Below are 20,170 nucleotides of genomic sequence, written 5' to 3'. Positions count from 1 at the left end.
CGGCATTGGACAGGATGACAGGATGACCAGGAGGCTCCGAGGCGGCGCATGGAGCGTCGCACTACGCGGAGCCTCCTGGTCATCCTGTCCTCCTGTCAAATGCTGTTACGCGTTGCCGAGCTGACGCTCAGTCGACGCCGATGTCCTCGTGCCAGAGCTCCGGCCGCGCGGCGATGAAGTCGCGCATCAACCCCACGCAGCGCGCGTCGTCCACGACGGTCAGCTCCACGCCGTGCGAGCGCAGGTAGTCCTCCGGCCCGCGGAAGGTGCGGTGCTCGCCGACGACGATGCGCGGGATGCCGTACAGCAACGCCGCGCCGCTGCACATGTCGCACGGCGAGAGCGTCGAGTAGAGCGTCGAGCGCCGGTAGTCCGCGGCGGTCAGCCGGCCCGCCTGCTCCAGGCAGTCCATCTCGGCGTGCAGCACCGCGCTGCCGCGCTGCACGCGCCGGTTGTGCCCGCGGCCGACGATCCGCCCGTCGAGCACGAGCACCGCGCCGATCGGGATGCCGCCCTCGGCCAGCCCCTGCCGCGCCTCGTCGAGCGCGGCATCGAGGAAGACGTCCACGCGCCCGGGCTAGGTGCGTCGAACGCGCGCAGTGATGCCGGCGCGGTGGCGCCGCGCCGCCTGGTGCGCGCCGACCGCCGCCAGCCCCGCGGCGAGCATCAGCACGCTCGACGGCTCCGGCACGACCGCGACCGCGAAGTTGGCGCTGCTGAACGTCGCGAGCGCGTCGCGGCCGCCCTGCCCCGACAGGTTCGTCAGGCGCGCCAGCACCCGGAGGTCCGCGTTCTCGTCGTTCAGGTCGGTGGAGAACACGAGACGCGGCACGTCCAGCCCGCTGTTGAAGTAGACGAAGAATCCCGCGCCCGACGTCGTCAGCCGCGCCGCGATCTCGTTCGCGGCGGTGCCGGCGGCGAAGGGGATCGGCGAGGGCGCCAGCACGAGCGTGTTCACCCCGGTCGTGGGCAGGCTGCCGACGGCGCCGATCGCGAAGCTCAGGCTGCCGATGCCGTACGCGCCGTACACCGCGGGGTCGAACACGAAGACGTCGGTCGCCGGATCGAACGTCGTGAAGAGCTCGTTCCCCACGATCTGACGGCCGGGCGTGGTCAGCGCCGTGCTGCCGGTGAACGGGTCGGCGCTGAACGTGATCGTCTGCTGCGCCGGCGCGACCGACGCGTGGACCAGCAGCACCGTGGACACCACTGCGAGACGTCGCAGCGTCTGCATGCGAACCTCCGGGGTTGGTGGACGGGTCGCCTGCTATTCTCGGCGTCCGGCGGGCCGTGTCAATGACGAACGGATGGAATCTCGGCCTTCGAGCGCCCCCCGACTCGTGCCGTGAACGCGCTCGACCGTGGCTCAGCGGCGCCCGGACGGCTCTCGGCGGCTGCTCGCCTCGGCGGCCAGGCGGCCGCACATGATGTCGCACAGCCGGAACACGTCGTCGTCCGCGAGGCCGTAGTACACGTACAGCCCCTCCTTGCGCCGCGACACGAAGCCGGCGCCGTGCAGCAGCAGCAGGTGCTTCGAGACGTTCGCGGTGTTGAGCCCCGTCGCCTCGACCAGCTCGCCCACCGTCCGCTCGCCACCGCGCAGCGCCTGCATCAGGTGCAGCCGCGCCGGCTCGGCCAGCGCGCGGAAGCGCTCGGCCACGAGCGCGATCGTCGCGGGGCTCAGGGGCGTCGTCGCCATCACGCCGGCGCCGGCGCGAGTTCGGCGTCCTCGTGCACCACGGGGAGCCCCGCCTGCCGCCACGCGCCGTAGCCGCCGCTCATGTTCACGACGTTCGTGAGCCCGCGCGCGTGCAGCACGCTCGCCGCGATCGCCGAGCGGCTCCCGCCCTGGCAGTGCAGCACCACCGGGCGATCCGTCGGCAGCGCGTCGAGGTGCTCCGTGAGGAAACCGACCGGGATGTTCGGCACGTCGGGCAGGTGGCCCGCCTCCCACTCCGCGCGGCCACGCACGTCGATCACCGTCGCCTCGCCGCGCTCCACCATCGCGGCCACTTCCGCCGGCGTGCGCTGCGTGATCGTGCCGAGCGGCTGGCCCGAAGCGGCCCACTGCGCGATCGCGTCGGCGCCCAGCACGCCCGCGACGCGATCCAGCCCGATGAGCGCGAGCGCGCGCGTGGCGGCGGCCGCGCTCTGCGTCGCGTCGTCCACCAGCAGGTATGCGTCGCGGTCGTACGGCAGCAGCCAGCCCGCCCACGTCGTGAAGCTGCCGCCCAGCGGGATGTTGATCGTGCCCGGCACGTGCCCCTGCGCGTAGAGCGCGTTCGGCCGCGTGTCGACCACGATCTCGCCGCGCCGCAGCAGCGCGCCCAGCGCGTCCGCCGGCAGGCGCACCGCGTCCGGGAGCGCGCCGAGCACGCGCGGGCCGTCCCGGTTGATGCGCTTCATCTGCGCGAAGTAGCGCGGCGGCTCGGGCTGGCCGTCGAGCACCATGCGCACGAACTCCGATTCGTCCGTCGTCGCGACGCCCCAGTTCCCGATCTTCTCGTAGCCCACCGTGGACGACGGGATGGCGCCGAGCGCCTTGCCGCACGCCGAGCCGGCGCCGTGGCCGGGCCACACCTGCAGGTGATCGGGGAGCGCGCGGAAGCGCTGCAGCGACCGGAAGAGCGTGCGCGCGCCCGCTTCCATCGTGCCCGCGTGACCCGCGGCCTTCTCCAGCAGGTCGGGGCGGCCGACGTCGCCGACGAAGACGAAGTCGCCCGTCAGGATCCCCCACGGCCCCGCGCCCGCGGGCGTGTCGGTGACGACGAAGCTCAGGTGCTCCGGCGTGTGTCCGGGCGTGTGCATCGCCTCGAGGCGGACGTTGCCGACCATGAACGCATCGCCGTCGCGCAGCAGCGTCGCGCCGTCGGACGCCGCGAACGCGTACTGCCAGTCGTCGCCGCCCTCGCCCGACAGCAGCAGCCGCGCGCCCGTGCGCGCCGCCAGCTCGCGCGCGCCGCTCACGAAGTCGGCGTGGATGTGCGTCTCCGTGACGTGCGTGATGCGCAGCTTCTCCCGCGCCGCCGCGTCCAGGTAGGGCTGCACGTCGCGGTTCGGGTCCACGACGACCGCCTCGCCGGTCCGCTGGCAGCCGATCAGGTAGCTGGCCTGCGCGAGCCCGGTGTCGTAGAAGCGCTGGAAGAACATGGTCAGGCTCGGGTGGAGTCGGAGGACGCGCGCGGCGCGGCGACGCTGGTGGCGGCGCCCGCGAACGCGCCGCGGTTCTTGTAGAGGACGAAGGTGCCCATCGCCAGCAGGAAGACGCCGAACGCGCGCCTGAGCGCCGCCTGCGGGACGCGCGCGGCGAGCGCGGTGCCCACGAGCGCGCCCGTGACGGCGGCGGCGGTGAAGCCGGCGAGGAAGCTCCAGTCGACGGACACGGTGCCGAGATAGCCGGCGAAGCCCGAGGCCGAGTTCATCGCGATCACCAGCAGCGACGTGCCGACGGCCTGCCGCATGGGCACGTGCGCCAGCAGCACGAGCGCGGGCACCACGAGGAAGCCGCCGCCGATGCCGACGAGCCCCGTCAGCACGCCGACGCCGAGCGCGATGGGCGCCAGCAGCGCGAGGCGCGGCGGCGCATCGAGGGTCGCGTCGTCGTGGCGGCCGCGCAGCATCGATACGGCGGCGGCGAGCATGACGACGGCGAGCAGCGCCAGCTGCACCGCGCCCGCGAGGAGTCCCGCGAGCCGCGCGCCCGCGAACGCGCCGAGCATCGCCAGCACGCCGAAGGCGAGCGCAGTGCGCACGCGCACGTTGCCGAGCCGCCAGTGCAGCGCGGCGCCCACGAGGCTCGTGACGCCGACGACGGGGAGGCTCATCGCGATCGCCGGCTTGGCCGCGTAGCCGAGCACGTAGACCAGCACCGGGACCGTGAGGATCGAGCCGCCGCCGCCGAGGAGGCCGAGCGAGAGGCCGATCAGCGTCGCCAGCGCCAGCCCGAGCGCGAGCATCGTGTGTGGTGAGGGGTTCGACGGAATGTTCAACCAACCAGTAGAATGCCTCGCGGCGGCGGCCGCGTCAACGCGCGGCCGTGCGTCCGCGCCCCTGGCGGGCGCCTGTCCCCGCGTCACATTGCTGCGCGCCGCGCATCCACCGTCGCACGCTCCCGTCTCCTCGATCCCAGGTCGCAGACATGTCCGACCGGCCGGACCTCGTCACGCGCCGCGAGCTGCTCGCGGCCGGTCTCACGGTGGCGGGTGGCGCGCTGCTCGTGCCGTCGCTCGTGCGGCAGCTGTCGGCGCTGCAGCCGCCCGGCGCGGCCAACGCGCGCGACGTCCTCATTCGCAACGCGCGCGCGTTCGACGCCGAGGCGCCGATCGCGGCGCTCGCCGACTTCCGGACGGCGATCGCGCACCACTACGTGCGCAGCCACTTCGGCCCGCCCGCGCGGCTGCCGCGCACGTGGACGCTCACCATCGACGGCGGCGTGCAGCGGGCGGTGACGCTGACGCTCGACGAGATCCGGCGCATGCCCGGCGCGGTGACGCGGCCGGTGACGCTGGAGTGCGCGGGCAACGGGCGTGGCCTGTTCGGGCTCCCCAAGACGTCGGGCATCCAGTGGGGCTACGGCGCCGTCAGCACCGCGACGTGGACCGGCGTGCCGCTGGCCGCGATCCTCGAGCGCGCGGGGCTGCGGCCCGACGCGCGCCACCTCTGGATGGAAGGCCTCGACCGCGCGCCGGCGGGCTCGGTCCCCAAGTTCCTGCGCAGCATCCCGCGCGAGGTGGGGCTGGACGGCGCGTTCGTGGCGTACGCGATGAACGACGGCCCGATCCCGCTGCACAACGGCGGCCCGCTGCGGCTGCTCGTGCCGGGCTGGTACGGCATGGCGTCCACCAAGTGGCTGACGCACGTGCACGCGATGCCGGTCGAGTCGGACAACTTCTACATGAAGAACGGCTACCGCTACGCGGACGGCCGCGGCGTCACGGCGCTGCGCCCCAAGTCGGTCGTCGCCTCACCGCTGGAGGGCGCGCGCGTGCGCGCGGGCCGCGTGACGATGCGCGGGCAGGCGTGGAGCGGCAGCGGCTCCGGCGGCATCCGCGGCGTCGACGTCTCGGCCGACGGCGGCCGCACCTGGCGCGCGGCGCGGCTGCTGGGCACCGAGCAGCCGGGCGCGTGGCGCTCGTGGGAGGCGGACGTGGACGTGACCGCGGGCGACGCGACGCTGATGGCGCGCGCCACCGACGCGTCGGGCGCGACGCAGCCCATGCAGCCCGAGGTGAACCCGGGCGGCTTCGCCAACAACGTCGTGCACCGGGTGACGATCCATGTCGCGTGATCGCTCGCGTGACCGCTCGCGTGAACGCGCACGCTCCGCCGCGCTGCGGCTCGCGCTGGCGACGCTCGCCTGCGGCGCCTGCACCTCCGACGCGCGCGACGCCGGCGCCGCGAAGGACTCGGCCGGCGGCGCCGCGGCCGCCGCGCGCCCCGACACCGCGCGTGCAGCCTACGCGCCGCCGTCGCCCGGCTTCACCTCCGCGTACGGCACGGTGGCCGCGACCGACACGGCCGCGCTGGTGGCCGCCGCGCACCTCGCGTCGCTCGCCCCGGGACTCTCCGACGCGGTGACGGCGCGCGCGGCGCGCGAGGAGCGCGAGTCGCTGAAGGCGCTGCCCGCGGGCGCGGGACGCGAGCTGGTGGTCGGCGCGTGCCTGACCTGCCACTCGGCCACGATGCTCACGCAGCAGCACAAGGACACGGCGGGCTGGAACAAGACCGTCACCCAGATGGTCGGGTGGGGCGCGCCGCTGCCGAAGGAGCAGCAGCCCACGCTCGTCGCGTACCTGGCGGAGCACTTCCCGCCGCTCGCGCCCGGCCCGCAGACGCGGCCCGTGCCGCCGTGAGTCGGCGGGTGCGCAACGCGCTCCGCCGCGCGCTGCTCCTCCTGCTCGCGTCGGCCGCGCCGGCCCTCGCGCAGCGCCGCGGCGCGCCGGTGATCGACATGCACCTGCACGCGCACGCGCTGGCGGACTACGGCGGCGGCTTCCCGGCCTGCACCAACGCCGGCCCGCTCGAGTGGCTGCCCGTCGACCCGCGCGAGCCGATCACCTTCGCCCGCCAGCTGGCGCGCTGCGCGGTGACGGTCCCGCCGGCGGCCAGCGACTCGGCGCTGCTCCGCGAATCGCTGGCGATGCTGGCGCGCTACAACATCGTCCGCGCCGTCACCACCGGCACCGTCGAGCGGGTGGGCGCGTGGCGCGCCGCCGCGCCGGACCGCATCGTGCCGGCGACCTACTTCGATGCCGAGGGGACGCGCATGCCCGCGGACTTCCGGCGCCTGCACGCCGAGGGGCGCCTCCAGCTGTTCGCCGAGGTCGGTCCGCAGTACGACGGCCGCCGCGTGGACGACGCGGTGTACGAGCCGTTCTTCGCGCTGGCCGAGGAGCTCGACATCCCGGTCGGCGTGCACTTGGGCGAGGGACCGGTGGGCGGCCCGCACGTGCTGGGCGGCTCGCCGTACCGTGCGCGGCTCACGAGCGCGCTGCAGCTGGAGGAGGTGCTGGTGCGCCACCCGAAGCTGCGCGTGTACGTGATGCACTTCGGGTCCCCGCTGGTGGACGAGACCATCGCGCTGCTCTTCTCGCACCCGCAGGTGTACGTCGACGTCGCGCAGAACAACTGGGGGACGCCGCGCGCGCACTTCTACGCGCAGCTGCGGAAGCTGGTGGACGCGGGCTTCGCGTCGCGGATCCTGTGGGGCTCCGACCAGATGATCTGGCCGGGCACGATCGGCGTGGCGATCGAGACGATCGAGCGGGCGCCGTTCCTGACGGCGGCGCAGAAGCGCGACATCCTCTACCACAACGCCGCGCGCTTCCTGCGGCTCACGCCCGAGCAGATCGCGCGCGACCACGCGCGCTGAGCGCGCGCACCGCGAGCAGCCCTCCCAGCGTCGCGCCGGCGAGCGTCGCCACGCTGGCCGCCGCGCGATACCAGAGCGGGATGCCGCCGCCGAGCGTGCCGGCGACGAGTCCGAGCGTCGTCCACGTCGCGCCCAGCGCGAGGGCGCCCACGAGCGGCGCGCGGCCGTACAGCGCGCCGGCGATGCGCCCGCCCGCGAGCGCGACGAGCGTCGCGAGCTCCAGCATCACGGCGGCGAGCACCGGGTGCTGCCACGGCAGCCGCCCGGCGCCCGGCGCGAGCACCGACGCGAGCTCGACACCGGTGCCCCGCAGCACCACGCCCGCCAGCGGCACGGCCACCAGCGCCACCAGCGCCCCGAGCAGCACCCAGGCGGTGAACACGACGCCGACGAGGTGCACGACGTCGCTCGCGCGCAGGTGGCGCAGGCCGTCGTACAGCAGGTGCGGCGCGGTGCGCAGCGCCTCGCGGCGGTACCAGCGGCGCGCGGCGGTCTCGCCGTCGCGCGCGACGCGCCGCGCGAACTCCTCGGCCAGATCGCCGAGCAGCGGGTCGCGGAAGCCGGCGGTGGCGCCGAGGGACGCGAGGAGCTGCTCGGCGAGTCGCGGGGACGCGGTCATGCGGGCTCCGGATGCGGGTTCGGGCCGACGCCGGCCCAGACGGATGCGGCGACGCGCCGCGCGTCGCGCAGGGCGCGCGCGCCGGCCGCGGTGACCTGGAACTTCCGGCGCGCGCGCCCGCCGCGCACCGGCTGCGGCGCGGTGGTCCACGAAGACACGAGCCCCTTCTCCTCCAGGCGCTGCAGCGTCGTGTAGACGGCGCCGACGGAGTAGTCGTGCCCCGTGCGCTCGGACACGTCGCCGCGCACCGCGAGGCCGTAGGCGTCGTCGCCCAGGCGCGCGACGGCGAGGAGGACGGCCAGCTCGAGGGGGCCGAGGACGGGGGCGGACATGGTTTTATTCTGTAGAACAAATCATCGCGCCGCAAGAGCCGACCGCCGCGCGGCGCGCCGTACACGCGCGTACGGCGAGGTCGTACACACGTCGCGCCGCCGTCCGACAGATTGTCCGGGACGGTCTGCGTACCCTGCGTCGCACTGCCCCGGACGCGCTCCCACTTCGCCCGGGGCTCACCCGCATCGATAGGGAAGCGCCGCCCGATGACTGCCCCGTCCCGCGCGCCGCGCGCGCCGCACGGAGGGACGCCCGCCGTCCCGCTGCCGCCGCCGCCCGAGCGCCCGCAGCCCAGCCCGGCCCCCGTGGGGCCGCCCGACCGCTCCTCCCAGCTGGACGAGAGCCTCGGCGCCACGTGGCGCTACGACCTCCCCGCCGGGATCGTCGTCTTCCTCGTCGCGCTGCCGCTCTGCCTCGGCATCGCGCTCGCCTCGGGCGCGCCGATGCTCTCGGGGCTCGTCACCGGCATCGTCGGCGGGCTGGTCGTGTCGGCCCTCAGCGGCTCGCAGCTGATGGTGAGCGGCCCTGCCGCCGGCCTCACGGCGATCGTCATCGCGGCGATCGCCGAGCTGGGCTCGTTCGACCGCTTCCTCGTCGCCGTCGTCCTCGCGGGCGCGATCCAGGTCGGCCTGGGCGTCGTGCGCGCGGGCATCATCGGCTACTTCTTCCCGTCGTCGGTGATTCGCGGGATGCTGGCCGCCATCGGCCTGATCCTGATCCTCAAGCAGCTCCCGTACGCGTTCGGCGCCGGCATCGCGCCCGCGGGGCTCGACAACACCGATCCCGCGAGCGGCGGCGGCGGCTCGCTCGGCGCCATCCTGGGCGCGGCGGGCGCGATGCGTCCGCTGGCGGTGATCCTGTCGGTCGGCGCGCTGCTCGTGCTCGCGTTCTGGGACCGCATCGCGCCCGCGAAGGTGCGCAAGGTCGTGCCCGCGGCGCTCGTCGTCGTGGTGCTCGGCGTCGCCGGTGCGGCGCTGGGCGCGTTCACGCCCGGCTTCGCGCTCCCCGCGGCCGCGATGGTCTCGCTGCCGACGCCCGAGTCGCTGCGCGACCTCGCGTCGCACATCACGCTGCCGCAGTGGAGCGCGCTCAGCGACCCGGCCGTGTGGCGGGTCGCGCTCACCATCGGCATCGTCGCCAGCCTGGAGACGCTGCTCAGCCTCGAGGCGACCGACAAGCTCGATCCGTACAAGCGCAGCGCGCCGGCCAACCGCGAGCTGCTCGCGCAGGGCGTCGGCAACATGGTCGCGGGCGCGGTCGGCGGGCTGCCGATGACGGGCGTGATCGTGCGCAGCGCGGCGAACGTCGGCGCCGGCGCGCGGACGTGGCGCTCGAGCTTCCTGCACGGCGCGCTGCTGCTGGTCGCCGTCGTCGCGATCCCGGGGCTGCTGAACCGCATCCCGCTCGCGGTGCTCGCGGCGATCCTGCTCTTCACGGGCTACAAGCTCGCCAACCCGAAGCTGTTCCGCGACGCGTGGCGCATCGGGCCCAAGTACTTCGTGCCCTTCGTCGTCACCGTCGGCGCGATCCTCGCCACCGACCTGCTGGTGGGCATCTGCATCGGCCTCGCGGTCGGCACCTTCTTCGTGCTGAAGGACGACTTCAGCCACGCGTACTCGTACGAGGTGGACGAGTCGGCCGACCACCAGCGCGTGCAGCTCACGCTGGCCGAGCAGGTGACGTTCCTCAACAAGGCGCGCATCAACGAGGCGCTGCACGCGCTGCCGGCCGGCAGCCACGTCACGGTGGACGCGACGCGCTCGCGCCACATCGACCCGGACGTGATCGAGCTGCTGCACGAGTTCGACGCGAATGCCCGCGCGCGCGGGATCGCGCTGCGGCTGGTCGGCGTGCCCGCACCGGCGGGCGCGGGCGGCGCGCACTAGCCGACGCTCCTTCGCGCCGGACCCGAACTGCATCAGACAGGATTACAACGGATCATCAGGATTTACAGGATTACGCTCCGCGTGGCGAGATGGTCTTTCGCGCCACGCGGAGCGTAATCCTGTAAATCTGTCTAATCCTGTAATCCTGTCTGCTCTTGCAGTTCGGGTCCGGCGCGCCCAGCGGTCAGCGCAACGTGGTGATAGGATCCACGCGCGTGGCGCGCCGCACCGGGGCCAGCAGCGCCACCGCCGCGCAGACGACCAGCAGCGCCACCGCGATGCCCAGCGCCACCGGATCGAACGGCGCCACTCCGTAGAGCAGCCCGCGCAGCAGTCGCGCGATGCCCACGATGCCCGCGGCGCCCGCGGCGAGGCCGAGCGCCATCCACGCCCCGCCCTGCCGCAGCACCAGCGCCGCGATGTCGCGCGGCCGCGAGCCGAGCGCCACGCGCACGCCGAACTCGCGCTCGCGCGCCGCGGCCATGCTGGCGAACATCGCGTACACGCCCACCGACGCGAGCACGAGCGCGAGCACGCCGAACGCCGTCATGAGCAGCACCGGCAGCCGGCGCCCCGACAGCCCGTCGGCGATGATCGCGTCCATCGGCGTGACCTCGCGCAGCGGGAGCAGGCGGTCGTACTGCGCGAGCGCGCGCCGCACCGCGCCCGCCAGCGGCGCCGCGTCGCCCTGCGTGCGCACGAGGAAGATCGGGCCGTTCCACGGCTGCTGGCGCAGCGGCATGTACGTCGACAGCTCGGGCGTCAGCTTCGTCGGGTCGTTCGCGACGTCGCCCACCACGCCGACGACGGTGAAGTACGGCGCGTCCGTTTCGGGCCCCAGGCGCAGCCGCTTGCCGACGGCGTCCTCGCCCGGCCAGAAGCGGCGCGCCATCCCCTCGCTGACGATGATGACGGGCGGCCCGTCCGGACGGTCCTGCGGGCCGAACGTGCGCCCGCTGCGCAGCGGCACGCCCGTCGTGCGGAAGTAGTCCTCCGAGACCGTGAAGTGCAGCGCCATCGGCAGCGTCTGGCCCGCGGGCGGCGGCGGCGCGCCCTCCGGCGCCACGCCGTTGCGGCCGCCGACGCGCGTGGGCACGTCGCCCGACGTGCCCACCGCGACGACGCCGGGCAGCGCGCGCAGCCGCGCCTCGAACTCCTCGATGAAGCGCACGCGTCCCTCGGCGCTGCCGTAGGGCGCGCCGAGCGGGAGCTGCACGCTCGCGGCCAAGAGCTGCCGCGGCTCGAAGCCGAGCGGCGCGGCGGTCATCGCGAGCAGGCTGCGCGTCAGCAGGCCCGCACCCGCGAGGAGGCTCACGCAGAGCGCGATCTGGCCGGCGACCAGCAGCCCGCGGAACGAGCGCGCGCGGCTGCTCTCGCTGGCACCGCGCCCCTCCTCGCGCAGCGTGCCCTGCACGTCGCCGCGGCTCACCGACAGCGCGGGCGCGAGCCCGAAGGCGACGCCCGTCGCGACCGCGACGAGCGCCGTCACCAGCAGCGCGCCGCCGTCGAGCGTCAGCTCCGCGTACGACGGCAGCGCCGCGAGCGCCTGCCCGCGCAGCGCGCGCAGGCCGAGCAGCGCGAGCAGCACGCCCGCCGCGCCGCCGGCGACCGCGAGCACCGTGCTCTCGGTCAGCAGCTGCCGCACGAGGCGGCCGCGCCCCGCGCCCATCGCCGTGCGCACCGCGAACTCCTTGCGGCGCGAGAGCGTGCGTGAGAGCATCGCGCCGGCGAGGTTGGCGCAGGTGATGACGAGCACCAGCCCCGCGCTCGCCATCAGCACGAGCAGCGGCGTGCGCGTGTCGCCCACCAGCGCGTCGCGCACGGGGATCGTGACGATGCTGACGCCGGCGTTGAAGCGCGGCTGCTCGCGCGCGATGCCGGCCGCGATGCCGGCGATCTCGCGCGCCGCCGCCTCGGGCGTCACGCCCGCGCGCAGCCGCCCGACGATGCCGAAGTTCTGGCGTCCGTACACGCGCACCGGATCGCGCAGCGCGCCGCGGAAGCTGAGCGGGAAGTAGAAGTCGACCGCGCCCTCGGGGCCGACGAAGCCGCGCGGCAGGATGCCCACCACCGTGCGCGTGATCCCGTTGACGCGCACCGTGCCGCCGACGATGCCCGGGTCGCCGCCGAAGTGCCGCTGCCAGGCCGCGTGCGTCATCACGACGTTGTACGCGGTGTCGGACTCCGCGTCCTCGACGCGCGGCAGGCGCCCGCGCGCGGCGGAGACGCCGAGCGTGGTGAAGAGCGCGGGCTCCGCCCACTCGACCTTCACGACGCGCGGGTCGTCGCCCGCGATCAGCGCCGCCTCGCGCGGCGTGCTCTCGAACGCCGCGATCGACTCGAAGGAGCGCTGGCGCTCGCGGACGTCGCGGATGGTGCCGACGCTCATCGGCCCGCGGTCGGTCGTGCCGTTCTCCCAGCGGCCGTACATGCGCATCACGCGGTCGGCGCTCGCGTACGGCAGCGCGTCCAGCAGCACCGACTTCACGACGCCGAACACCGCCGCGTTGGCGCCGATGCCGAGGGCCAGCGTGACGACGGCGAGGAGCGTGAAGACGGGCGCGCGGCGCAGCGAGCGCAGGCCGTAGCGCAGGTCCTGCCGCAGGTCGTCGAACCAGTCGCGCCGGTCGGCGGCGCGGCGGTCGGCCTCCAGCAGCTGGGTGCACTCGGTGCGCACGGTCGTCACGTCGCCGAAGCGCTCCAGCGCCTTCGCGCGCGCCTCGGCCGGGTCCATGCCGCGGGCGACGTAGTCGCGCACGCGCTGCTCCAAGTGGAACGCGAGCTCGTCGTCCACCTCGACCTGGGGCGGCTTCCGGAAGGGGTGCATGGTCACCTCGCCCAGGCCGGCGCGCGCGTCGAGCCGACGGCCGACGTCACCGCCGACGCGAAGCGCTCCCAGCCCGTGGTCTGCTCGCGGAACTGCCGCTCGCCCTCGCGCGTGAGCTGGTAGAACTTCGCGCGGCGGTTGTTCTCGGAGGTGCCCCACTCGCCCTTGATCCACCCCTTCCGCGTCATGCGGTAGAGCGCGGGGTAGAGCGAGCCCTCCTCGACGCGGAGCACGTCGCCGGTGGCGCTCTCGATCCAGCTGGCGATGCCGTAGCCGTGCATGGGGCCCCACGAGAGCGTCTTGAGCACGAGCAGCTCGAGGGTGCCCTGCAGCAGGCCGGAGTCCTTGGTGAACACGAAGCGATCTCCCGGGTGGCGGCGGGGACGGGCGGCCAGCGTGGCCCCTTCCTCTGCCGATCTAGGGGAGAGGATGCGACGGACTCCCTTAGACGCGCAAGGGGAGCGACCCGAACCGCGGGCGCTCCCCTCGTTCGAAAACCGTTCGCGCCGTCGGTCCTAGTGCGCGCCGCCCGGCAGCCAGAAGAAGGCGAACGCCAGGATCGTGTAGACCGCCAGCAGCTGGACGCCCTCCATCCAGTGCGACTCGCCGTCCTGCGCCACGAGCGTCATGATCCACACCGAGATCCCGACCGCCACCACCTCCAGCGTCGTGAAGCGGAGGTCCATCGGCTGCGGCGCGACGACGTAGCTGAGGAAGACGAGCACGGGCGCGACGAACAGCGCGACCTGGATCGACGAGCCGACCGCGATCGTGATCGCCGCGTCCATCTTGTTGCGCGACGCCATCAGGATGGCCGACGAGTGCTCGGCCGCGTTGCCGATGAGCGCCACCAGGATCACGCCGACGAACACCTGGTTCATGCCGAAGCTCTCGGCCGTCGCCTCGACGGCGCCCACGAGCAGCTCGGACATCAGCGCCACGCCGGCCGTCGCGGCCAGCAGCAGCGCCACCGCGCGCCCGGAGCCGCCGCCGTGCGTCAGCTCGGCCGAGTGGTCGCCGGCCTCGCCCACGTACAGGTGCTTGTGCGTGCGCAGCGAGAAGAAGAGGCTCGCGACGTAGGTGAGGATGAGGACGACCGAGATCTCGACGCTCAGCGTCCGCTCGCTCACCGCCGCGGTGTTGCCGACGATGAGGTGGAAGATCGCGGGGATGAAGAGCGAGATCGCGCTCAGCACGAGCAGCGTGGAGCTGAGCCCCGCCGCGGTCTGGTTGAAGTGCTGGCGCTCGTACTTGATGCCGCCCCACAGCGCGCTCGCGCCGAACACCAGCAGCACGTTGCCGATGATCGAGCCGGTGATCGACGCCTTCACGAGGTCGAAGTAGCCGGCGCGCAGCGCGACGATGGCGATGATCAGCTCCGCCGCGTTGCCGAAGGTCGCGTTCAGCAGCCCGCCGATCCCCTCCCCCAGCTGCTCGGCCAGCCGCTCGGTCGCGCGCCCCATGAGCGCGGCGAGCGGGATGATCGCGGCGCTCGACGCGAGGAAGACCGCCAGCGGCGCCGCGTGCACGACGTGCTCCAGCACGAGCGCGACCGGCACGAAGACGAGGAGCAGGAGCAGCCAGTTGTCCTTCAGCCAGACGGGCATGCGCGCGGGAGTGGGGTGGCGGACGGCGGCACGGGTCGCGCAATTCTAGCGGAGGACCGCTTCCACAGTCAGACCCGCACTCCACCCGCCCGTGACCGCTCCCCGCTCCGACGGCGCGACCGCGCTGATCGTCGTCGACGTGCAGCCCGACTTCCTCCCCGGCGGCGCGCTCGCCGTCGCGGACGGCGACGCCATCCTGCCGCCGCTGCGCGCGCTGCTGGAGCGCTTCCCGTTCGACCTCGCGGTGGCGACGCAGGACTGGCATCCGCGCGGCCACGCGTCGTTCGCCAGCGCGCACCCGGGCCGGCAGCCGTTCGACACGATCACGCTGCACGGCCACCCGCAGACGCTCTGGCCGGACCACTGCGTCCAGGGCACACCGGGCGCGGCGCTGCACCACGCGCTGCCGTGGGACCGCATCTCGGCCGTGATCCGCAAGGGCGCGCAGCCCGACGTGGACTCGTACAGCGGCTTCCGCAACAACTGGGACGCCGCCGGCCGCCGCCCGCCGACGGGGCTCGCGGGGTACCTGCGCGAGCGCGGCGTGGACGAGGTCGTGGTGTGCGGGCTGGCGCGCGACTACTGCGTGCGCTGGACGGCGGAAGACGCGGCGGCGGCCGGCTTCCGGACGACGGTGCTGTGGGAGCTGACGCGCCCGGTCGATCCGGCGTCCGACGACACGGTGCGGGCGGCGCTCGAGCGCGCGGGCGTGCGCATCGCGGCGACCGGGGACGACCTCCGGTAGCGCCGCGCGGCGAGCCGGGGCGGTTAGGTTGCGGACGTGCCGCTCCTCACCGCCCTCTGGCTCGCGCTGCTGACCGCGTTCGCCGCCGCCCCGACGGTCCGTCCGTCGGAGGCCGCGTCGTCGCCGGTCGCGGCGTGGTCGGCGGTGCCGGCGGACCGGCCGGCTGCGGCGGACGAGCAGGCCCGCACCGGGCGCCCCGAGCGCGAAGCGCTGCGGGCCGCGCGGCCAGTCACGGGCGCCGTCGCCGCGCGGGGCGAGACCGCGACGGGCCACGCGCCGCCGGTCGCGCTCGCGACCGCGCCGCGCCTCTCGGGTGAGGCCGCCTTCGCGGTCGATGTCCGCGCCCGCGCGCAGGCCGGGTCGCACGCGGCCGCCGCGCGCGGCGGCGTCCTCCCGTACTTCCCCACCGCCCCTCCAGGGCTGAGGGCCCTCCGCGCCGTCGCGCCCGCGTGTCGTTCCCACGGGCCGCGCACGCACGCGCGCCACAGGGCCTCCGTCGATCCCCTTCCCCGGGCGCATTCCGCCCCGGGGTCCCCTCGACGCGTCCCCGGACGCCCTGGAGAGATCCGCATGTCCCATCCTGCCCGCCCCCTGCCGACCGCGCTGCCGACGCCCGAGTCCGCGGCGCCCGCGCCCCACCCCACGCTCGTCCCGACGGCCGCCGACGCGACGTCGTGGCCCTGGTATCGCAGCGAGCCGTGGCTCGCGGTCGAGCTGTCCGCGTTCGTGCCGCTGCTGGTGGTGATCGCCTTCCCCGGGCGCTTCCAGATCGCCCTGCTCGCCCTCGCCGGGTTGCTGGTCGTGCTCGGCCTCGTGATGCTGGTGCGTCAGGGGCCGTTCGCGCCGCGCCGTCCGAGCGACCACCGCTGACCGCCGAGGCCGATGCCCCACGAGACCGCGCTCATCGCCACCATCGCCGCGGGCCTCGGGCTCGCCTTCCTCCTGGGCCTGCTGGCGACGCGCCTCCGGCTCCCGCCCATCCTCGGCTACCTGCTGGCCGGGGTGGCGGTGGGGCCGTTCACTCCCGGCTACGTCGCCGATGCCGGCCTCGCCTCGCAGCTGGCCGAGCTGGGGGTGATCCTGCTGATGTTCGGCGTCGGGCTGCACTTCTCCATCGCCGACCTGCTGGCGGTGCGGCGGATCGCGATCCCCGGCGCCATCGGGCAGATCGCGGTCGCGACCGGGCTCGGGGCGCTCGTGTCGCACCTGTGGGGATGGTCGTGGGGCACCGGCCTCGTCTTCGGGCTCGCGCTCTCGGTGGCCAGCACGGTGGTGCTGCTGCGCGCGCTCGAGGACCGCGGGATCCTCGGCTCGGTGGACGGACGGATCGCGGTCGGCTGGCTGATCGTCGAGGACCTGGTCACCGTGCTCGCGCTCGTGCTGCTCCCCGCGCTCGCGCCCGCGCTCGGCGCCGGGCCGGCTGGGGCGGGGAGCGGCGGCGCGAGCGGGCTGCTCGCGACGCTCGCGGTCACGCTGCTCAAGGTCGCGGGCTTCGTCGCGCTGATGCTGGTCGTCGGCCGGCGCGCGATCCCGTGGCTGCTCGGCCGCGTGGTGCGCACCGGCTCGCGCGAGCTGTTCACGCTCGCGGTGCTGGCCGTCGCGCTGGGCATCGCGGTGGGCGCGGCGACGCTGTTCGGCGTCTCGTTCGCGCTCGGCGCGTTCTTCGCCGGCGTGATCGTCAGCGAGTCGGACTTCAGCCACGAGGCCGCGACCAACGCGCTGCCGCTGCAGGACGCGTTCGCGGTGCTCTTCTTCGTGTCGGTGGGGATGCTCTTCGACCCGATGATCCTCGTGCGCGAGCCGCTGGCGGTGCTGGCGGTCGTCGCGATCGTGCTGGTCGGCAAGACGCTGGCGTCGCTCGCGATCGTGCTCGCGTTCCGCTACCCGCTGCACACCGCGCTCACGATCTCCGCCAGCCTCGCGCAGATCGGCGAGTTCTCCTTCATCCTCGCGGCGCTCGCGGTGTCGCTCGGCCTGCTGCCGCCGGACGCGCAGGGATTGATCGTCGCCGGCGCCCTGCTGTCGATCACGCTCAACCCGTTCGTCTTCCGCGCGGTGGAGCCGGCGGGCCGCTGGTTGCGCGCGCGGCGCGGCCTGGCGGAGGCGCTGGAGCGCCCGGCCGGCGCGCTGTCCGAGCTGCCCGCGGGCGTGGACGCGGCGCAGCTGCGCGAGCACGCGGTCGTGATCGGGCACGGCCGCGTCGGCGGTCCCGTGGCGGAGGAGCTGGCGCGGCACGGCATCCCGTACCTCGTCGTGGAGCAGAGCCGCGAGACGGCGGAGGCGCTCCGCGCGCGCGGGCTGCCGGTGATCTACGGCGACGCGACGCGTCCGGAGGTGCTGGCGGGCGCGCACCTGGAGCACGCGCGGCTGGTGGTGGTCGCCGCGCCCGACGCGTACCAGGCGCGCGCGATCCTCGAGCTCGCGCGCCGGCTCAATCCGGAGGTGGACATCGTGGTGCGCACGCACAGCGACCAGGAGCGCGGCTTCCTGGAGGCGCACGGCGCGGCGCGCGCGCTGGTGGGCGAGCGCGAGCTGGCGGTGAGCCTGGCGCGGCACGCGCTGCGGCGCTTCGGCGTCGCGCACGACATGGAGGCGGTCGCCGCGCGCACGCTCGCCGGCGGCGCGGTGGAGCACGCGCATGGCTGACCGCGCGCGCGGCGCGCCGACGGACGTCACCGTGTCCGGCGAGGACTGGAGCGGCCGCGACGTCTCCGGGCAGGCGCACACGCGCGTCGCCTTCGTGGACGTCGACATGAGCGAGGTGCACGACGAGGGCGCGGTGTTCACCGAGTGCACCTTCCGCGGCGTGCGCTTCAACGCGTCGGTGCACGCGAACGCGGCGTTCCTGAACTGCACGTTCAGCGGCTGCGACTTCTTCGACGCGCGCCTCACCGAGTGCAAGCTGGTGGGGAGCACCTTCGCGCGGTGCACGTTCGACGCGCTGCGGGTCGCGGGCGGCAACTGGTCGTTCGTCGCGCTGCCGAGCGCCGACCTGCGACGGGCATCGTTCAGCGGCGTACGGCTGCGCGAGGCGGACCTGACGGGCGCGCGCCTGCAGGGGGCGACGCTGCGCGACGCCGACCTCTCGGGCGCGACGCTGCGCGGGGCGCAGCTCGCGCGGTGCGACCTGCGCGGCAGCGATCTCTCGGCGGTGGAGCCGGAGCACGTCGCGCTGCGCGGCGCGATCGTGACGTACGAGCAGGCGCTCGCGATCGCGGCGGCGCTGGGCCTCGACATCCGCGCCGAGTGACGCGTCGCGGGTCCGAGCGTCGGCGCGCCGGATCCGAATGACAAAAGCAGACAGGATTACAACGGATCAAGCGGACAAGATCGGATGTACGCTCCTCGCGGCACATGGAGCTACGCGCGGCAGAGGAGAGAAATCCGCTCTTGTCCGTTCAATCCGTCAAATCCTGTCAAAGCCGTTCGCCCTTTTACGTCCGGCGCACCGGACCTGTTCGCCTATTGGTGAGGATGCGGATGCTGCGGATGCGACGGATCATGCGGATCGCTCCGTGTTGCGCGTGGGACGTAGGCGCCGCGAGGGACGATCCGAAGCATCCGCTCCGATCCGGAGCATCCGCATTCCTCCAACAGGTCGAAGGTTAAAGGGCTCGGGCGCGCGCGCGGAGCGCGGCCTAGATTGCCCGCATGGCCGACGCTCCCTCCCAGCTTCCCGTCGCGCTGACCTTCGCGGGCCTCGCGGGCGCGGGCCCCGAAGGCTCCGCGCCCACGGTCATGCCCGCCGACGCCGGCGAGACGCTGCGCGCGTTCTTCGAGGCGCATCCGACCGTGGAGTTCGCGCAATTCGAGCTGGCGCTGAACGAGGCCGGCGACGACCTGGAGTTCGCGGCCGGCACGCTGCACGGCGAGGACGGCGCGCCGCTGCGGGAAGGGCGCGAGGCGCACCGCGCCGGCGAGGCGTTCCGCCGGCTGCTGCGCCACGATCCGCACCTCGCCGCGCTGCCCGTGCGGCTGGTGGTGGCGATGGAGGGGATCGAGCACACCTTCCGCATCATGCGCGACGCGACGGGCGCCGCGCGGCCCGCGGGCCAGTCCACCGACGCCGACGCGCGCGCCGCCGCGCGCGAGCGTCGGCGACTGGAAGCGCACGACGCGCGCTGGGACCAGCGCGACGTGCTGCCGCCCGACGACGACCACGCCGCGTGAGCCGCGCATGACCGCCCTCGCATCGGCCGAGTCCGCGCTGCTGCGGCTGTTCGGCATCCGCCACCCGGTCGTGCAGGCGCCGATGGCCGGCGGCTGGACGACGCCCGAGCTGGTGGCCGCCGTGTCGAACGCCGGCGCACTCGGCGCGCTGGCCGCCGCGCGCCTCACGACGCCGCAGCTGGAGGACGCGCTGGAGCGCGTGCGTGCGCTCACCACGCGGCCGTTCGCGGTGAACTTCCTGCTCGCCGCGCCCGCGCCGCCGCCGCGCGACACGCAGGCGATGGACGCGGTGCTCGACCGCCTGCGCGCGGCGCACGGGCTGCCGCCGAGCGTGGCGCGCCCCGCGGCGCCGCCCGCCGCACTCGTCGACGAGCAGCTGGGGCTCGTGCTCGCCGCGGGCGTGCCGATCGTCAGCTTCGCGATGGGTGATCCGGGTGATCGCATCGCGCGCGTGCAGGCGGCGGGCGCGGTGGCCGTCGCGGCCGCGACGACGGTGGCGGAGGCGGAGCTGCTGGCGGCGCGCGGCGCGGACGCCGTCGTCGCGCAGGGCGCGGAGGCGGGCGGGCACCGCGGCACCTTCGAGGTCGGCGCCGACGGCGAGGTGCCGCTCGTCGGCACGATGGCGCTCGTGCCCGCGATCGTGGACGCCGTGCGCGTGCCGGTGCTGGCGTCCGGCGGCATCATGGACGCGCGCGGCCTGGTCGCCGCGCTCGCCCTCGGCGCCGGCGGCGTGCAGATGGGCACGCGCTTCCTGCTCGCGCACGAGAGCGGCGCGTATCCCGCCTACCGCCGCGCGCTGATCGCCGCGCGTGAGACGGACACCGCGGTGACGCGCGCCATCAGCGGCCGGCCCGCGCGCGCGCTGCGCAACGCGCTGGTGGACGCGATCGCCGCGGCGGGTGACGCGGGGGTGTCGCCGCTGCCGTATCCGCACCAGGCGCTGGCCAGCGGCGACCTGTACGCGGCGGCACGCACGCGCGACGACGCCGCGCTGGCGGCGATGCTCGCGGGCCAGGGGCTGCGGCTGGCGCGCGCGGAGCAGCCGGCGCGCGCGATCGTGGAGGAGCTGGTCGCGGAGCGGACTCGGATCGTGCAGGCGCTCGCGCGCTAGC

General features: G+C 74.7%; 20 protein-coding genes. 10 read left to right on the top strand and 10 right to left on the bottom strand.

Going from position 1 to position 20,170, the window contains the following annotated elements:
- Positions 1-127 precede the first annotated feature (127 nt).
- From rosag_RS16975 to rosag_RS16955, 5 genes are all read right to left on the bottom strand, one after another.
- Complete coding sequence (locus rosag_RS16975) at positions 128-568, bottom strand: nucleoside deaminase (RefSeq protein WP_284351351.1); 441 nt, start codon at positions 566-568, stop codon at positions 128-130.
- A 9-nt stretch (positions 569-577) separates the two neighbouring features.
- Positions 578-1,234 carry a PEP-CTERM sorting domain-containing protein gene (locus tag rosag_RS16970; protein ID WP_284351350.1) on the bottom strand — a complete coding sequence of 219 codons (657 nt, stop codon included), beginning with the start codon at positions 1,232-1,234 and terminating at the stop codon, positions 578-580.
- A gap of 132 nt (positions 1,235-1,366) precedes the next feature.
- Complete coding sequence (locus rosag_RS16965) at positions 1,367-1,699, bottom strand: ArsR/SmtB family transcription factor (RefSeq protein ID WP_284351349.1); 333 nt, start codon at positions 1,697-1,699, stop codon at positions 1,367-1,369.
- The gene (locus tag rosag_RS16960) at positions 1,699-3,150 is read right to left on the bottom strand and encodes an MBL fold metallo-hydrolase (RefSeq protein WP_284351348.1); all 1,452 of its coding nucleotides are present in this window, start codon (positions 3,148-3,150) and stop codon (positions 1,699-1,701) included. The genes rosag_RS16965 and rosag_RS16960 overlap by 1 nt, the downstream gene beginning before the upstream one ends.
- A 2-nt stretch (positions 3,151-3,152) precedes the next feature.
- A complete protein-coding gene (locus rosag_RS16955) occupies positions 3,153-3,956 on the bottom strand; it encodes a sulfite exporter TauE/SafE family protein (protein ID WP_284351347.1) in 804 nt (267 codons plus the stop codon).
- A 182-nt stretch (positions 3,957-4,138) separates the two neighbouring features.
- Here rosag_RS16955 and rosag_RS16950 point away from each other — a divergent pair, with 182 nt between their 5' ends.
- Genes rosag_RS16950 through rosag_RS16940 form a run of 3 tightly spaced genes read left to right on the top strand, consistent with a single transcriptional unit; the run spans position 4,139 to position 6,871 of the window.
- Positions 4,139-5,287: a sulfite oxidase gene (locus tag rosag_RS16950; RefSeq protein ID WP_284351346.1), complete on the top strand. Its 1,149-nt coding sequence runs from the start codon at positions 4,139-4,141 to the stop codon at positions 5,285-5,287.
- Positions 5,277-5,852 carry a hypothetical protein gene (locus tag rosag_RS16945; RefSeq protein WP_284351345.1) on the top strand — a complete coding sequence of 192 codons (576 nt, stop codon included), beginning with the start codon at positions 5,277-5,279 and terminating at the stop codon, positions 5,850-5,852. The genes rosag_RS16950 and rosag_RS16945 overlap by 11 nt, the downstream gene beginning before the upstream one ends.
- 8 nt (positions 5,853-5,860) lie before the next feature.
- Positions 5,861-6,871, top strand: coding sequence for an amidohydrolase family protein (locus rosag_RS16940; protein ID WP_284351344.1), 1,011 nt, complete (start codon positions 5,861-5,863; stop codon positions 6,869-6,871).
- On the opposite strand, the gene rosag_RS16935 is transcribed toward rosag_RS16940, so the two are convergent.
- Both rosag_RS16935 and rosag_RS16930 read right to left on the bottom strand, forming a co-directional pair.
- Complete coding sequence (locus rosag_RS16935; RefSeq protein ID WP_284351343.1) at positions 6,834-7,490, bottom strand: permease prefix domain 2-containing transporter; 657 nt, start codon at positions 7,488-7,490, stop codon at positions 6,834-6,836. The genes rosag_RS16940 and rosag_RS16935 overlap by 38 nt on opposite strands.
- The gene (locus tag rosag_RS16930) at positions 7,487-7,822 is read right to left on the bottom strand and encodes a PadR family transcriptional regulator (protein ID WP_284351342.1); all 336 of its coding nucleotides are present in this window, start codon (positions 7,820-7,822) and stop codon (positions 7,487-7,489) included. The genes rosag_RS16935 and rosag_RS16930 overlap by 4 nt, the downstream gene beginning before the upstream one ends.
- 207 nt (positions 7,823-8,029) lie before the next feature.
- On the opposite strand from rosag_RS16930, the gene rosag_RS16925 reads away from it, so the two are divergent.
- Entirely contained in the window at positions 8,030-9,709 is a 1,680-nt protein-coding gene (locus rosag_RS16925) for a SulP family inorganic anion transporter (RefSeq protein WP_284351341.1), read from the top strand.
- A 184-nt stretch (positions 9,710-9,893) separates the two neighbouring features.
- Here the strand turns inward: rosag_RS16925 and rosag_RS16920 are convergent, their stop codons facing one another.
- The 3 genes from rosag_RS16920 to cax form a co-directional block, all read right to left on the bottom strand.
- Positions 9,894-12,536, bottom strand: a complete 2,643-nt coding sequence (locus rosag_RS16920; RefSeq protein WP_284351340.1) for an ABC transporter permease — start codon at positions 12,534-12,536, stop codon at positions 9,894-9,896.
- 2 nt (positions 12,537-12,538) lie between these two features.
- On the bottom strand, positions 12,539-12,892 hold the full coding sequence (locus rosag_RS16915) for a PadR family transcriptional regulator (protein ID WP_284351339.1): 354 nt from the start codon (positions 12,890-12,892) through the stop codon (positions 12,539-12,541).
- Positions 12,893-13,051: 159 nt separating this feature from the next.
- Positions 13,052-14,143, bottom strand: a complete 1,092-nt coding sequence (cax, locus tag rosag_RS16910) for a calcium/proton exchanger (RefSeq protein ID WP_284351338.1) — start codon at positions 14,141-14,143, stop codon at positions 13,052-13,054.
- Positions 14,144-14,234: 91 nt separating this feature from the next.
- Here cax and pncA point away from each other — a divergent pair, with 91 nt between their 5' ends.
- The 6 genes from pncA (at position 14,235) to rosag_RS16880 (ending at position 20,169) form a co-directional block, all read left to right on the top strand.
- The gene (gene pncA / locus rosag_RS16905) at positions 14,235-14,888 is read left to right on the top strand and encodes a bifunctional nicotinamidase/pyrazinamidase (RefSeq protein WP_284351337.1); all 654 of its coding nucleotides are present in this window, start codon (positions 14,235-14,237) and stop codon (positions 14,886-14,888) included.
- A 570-nt stretch (positions 14,889-15,458) separates the two neighbouring features.
- Positions 15,459-15,758: a hypothetical protein gene (locus tag rosag_RS16900; protein WP_284351336.1), complete on the top strand. Its 300-nt coding sequence runs from the start codon at positions 15,459-15,461 to the stop codon at positions 15,756-15,758.
- A gap of 12 nt (positions 15,759-15,770) precedes the next feature.
- Positions 15,771-17,534 (top strand): cation:proton antiporter domain-containing protein, encoded by a 1,764-nt coding sequence (locus rosag_RS16895; protein WP_284351335.1) that lies wholly within the window; start codon positions 15,771-15,773, stop codon positions 17,532-17,534.
- On the top strand, positions 17,527-18,138 hold the full coding sequence (locus rosag_RS16890; protein ID WP_284351334.1) for a pentapeptide repeat-containing protein: 612 nt from the start codon (positions 17,527-17,529) through the stop codon (positions 18,136-18,138). Before rosag_RS16895 ends, rosag_RS16890 begins: the two co-directional genes overlap by 8 nt.
- A 401-nt stretch (positions 18,139-18,539) precedes the next feature.
- Positions 18,540-19,058, top strand: a complete 519-nt coding sequence (locus rosag_RS16885) for a hypothetical protein (protein ID WP_284351333.1) — start codon at positions 18,540-18,542, stop codon at positions 19,056-19,058.
- 7 nt (positions 19,059-19,065) lie between these two features.
- The gene (locus rosag_RS16880; protein WP_284351332.1) at positions 19,066-20,169 is read left to right on the top strand and encodes an NAD(P)H-dependent flavin oxidoreductase; all 1,104 of its coding nucleotides are present in this window, start codon (positions 19,066-19,068) and stop codon (positions 20,167-20,169) included.
- The last annotated feature ends 1 nt before the right edge of the window (position 20,170 follow it).

It is taken from the genome of Roseisolibacter agri, assembly GCF_030159095.1.
In the GTDB taxonomy this organism is placed as follows: Bacteria; Gemmatimonadota; Gemmatimonadetes; order Gemmatimonadales; family Gemmatimonadaceae; genus Roseisolibacter; species Roseisolibacter agri.
This window is presented reverse-complemented; position numbering and strand designations above follow the sequence as displayed.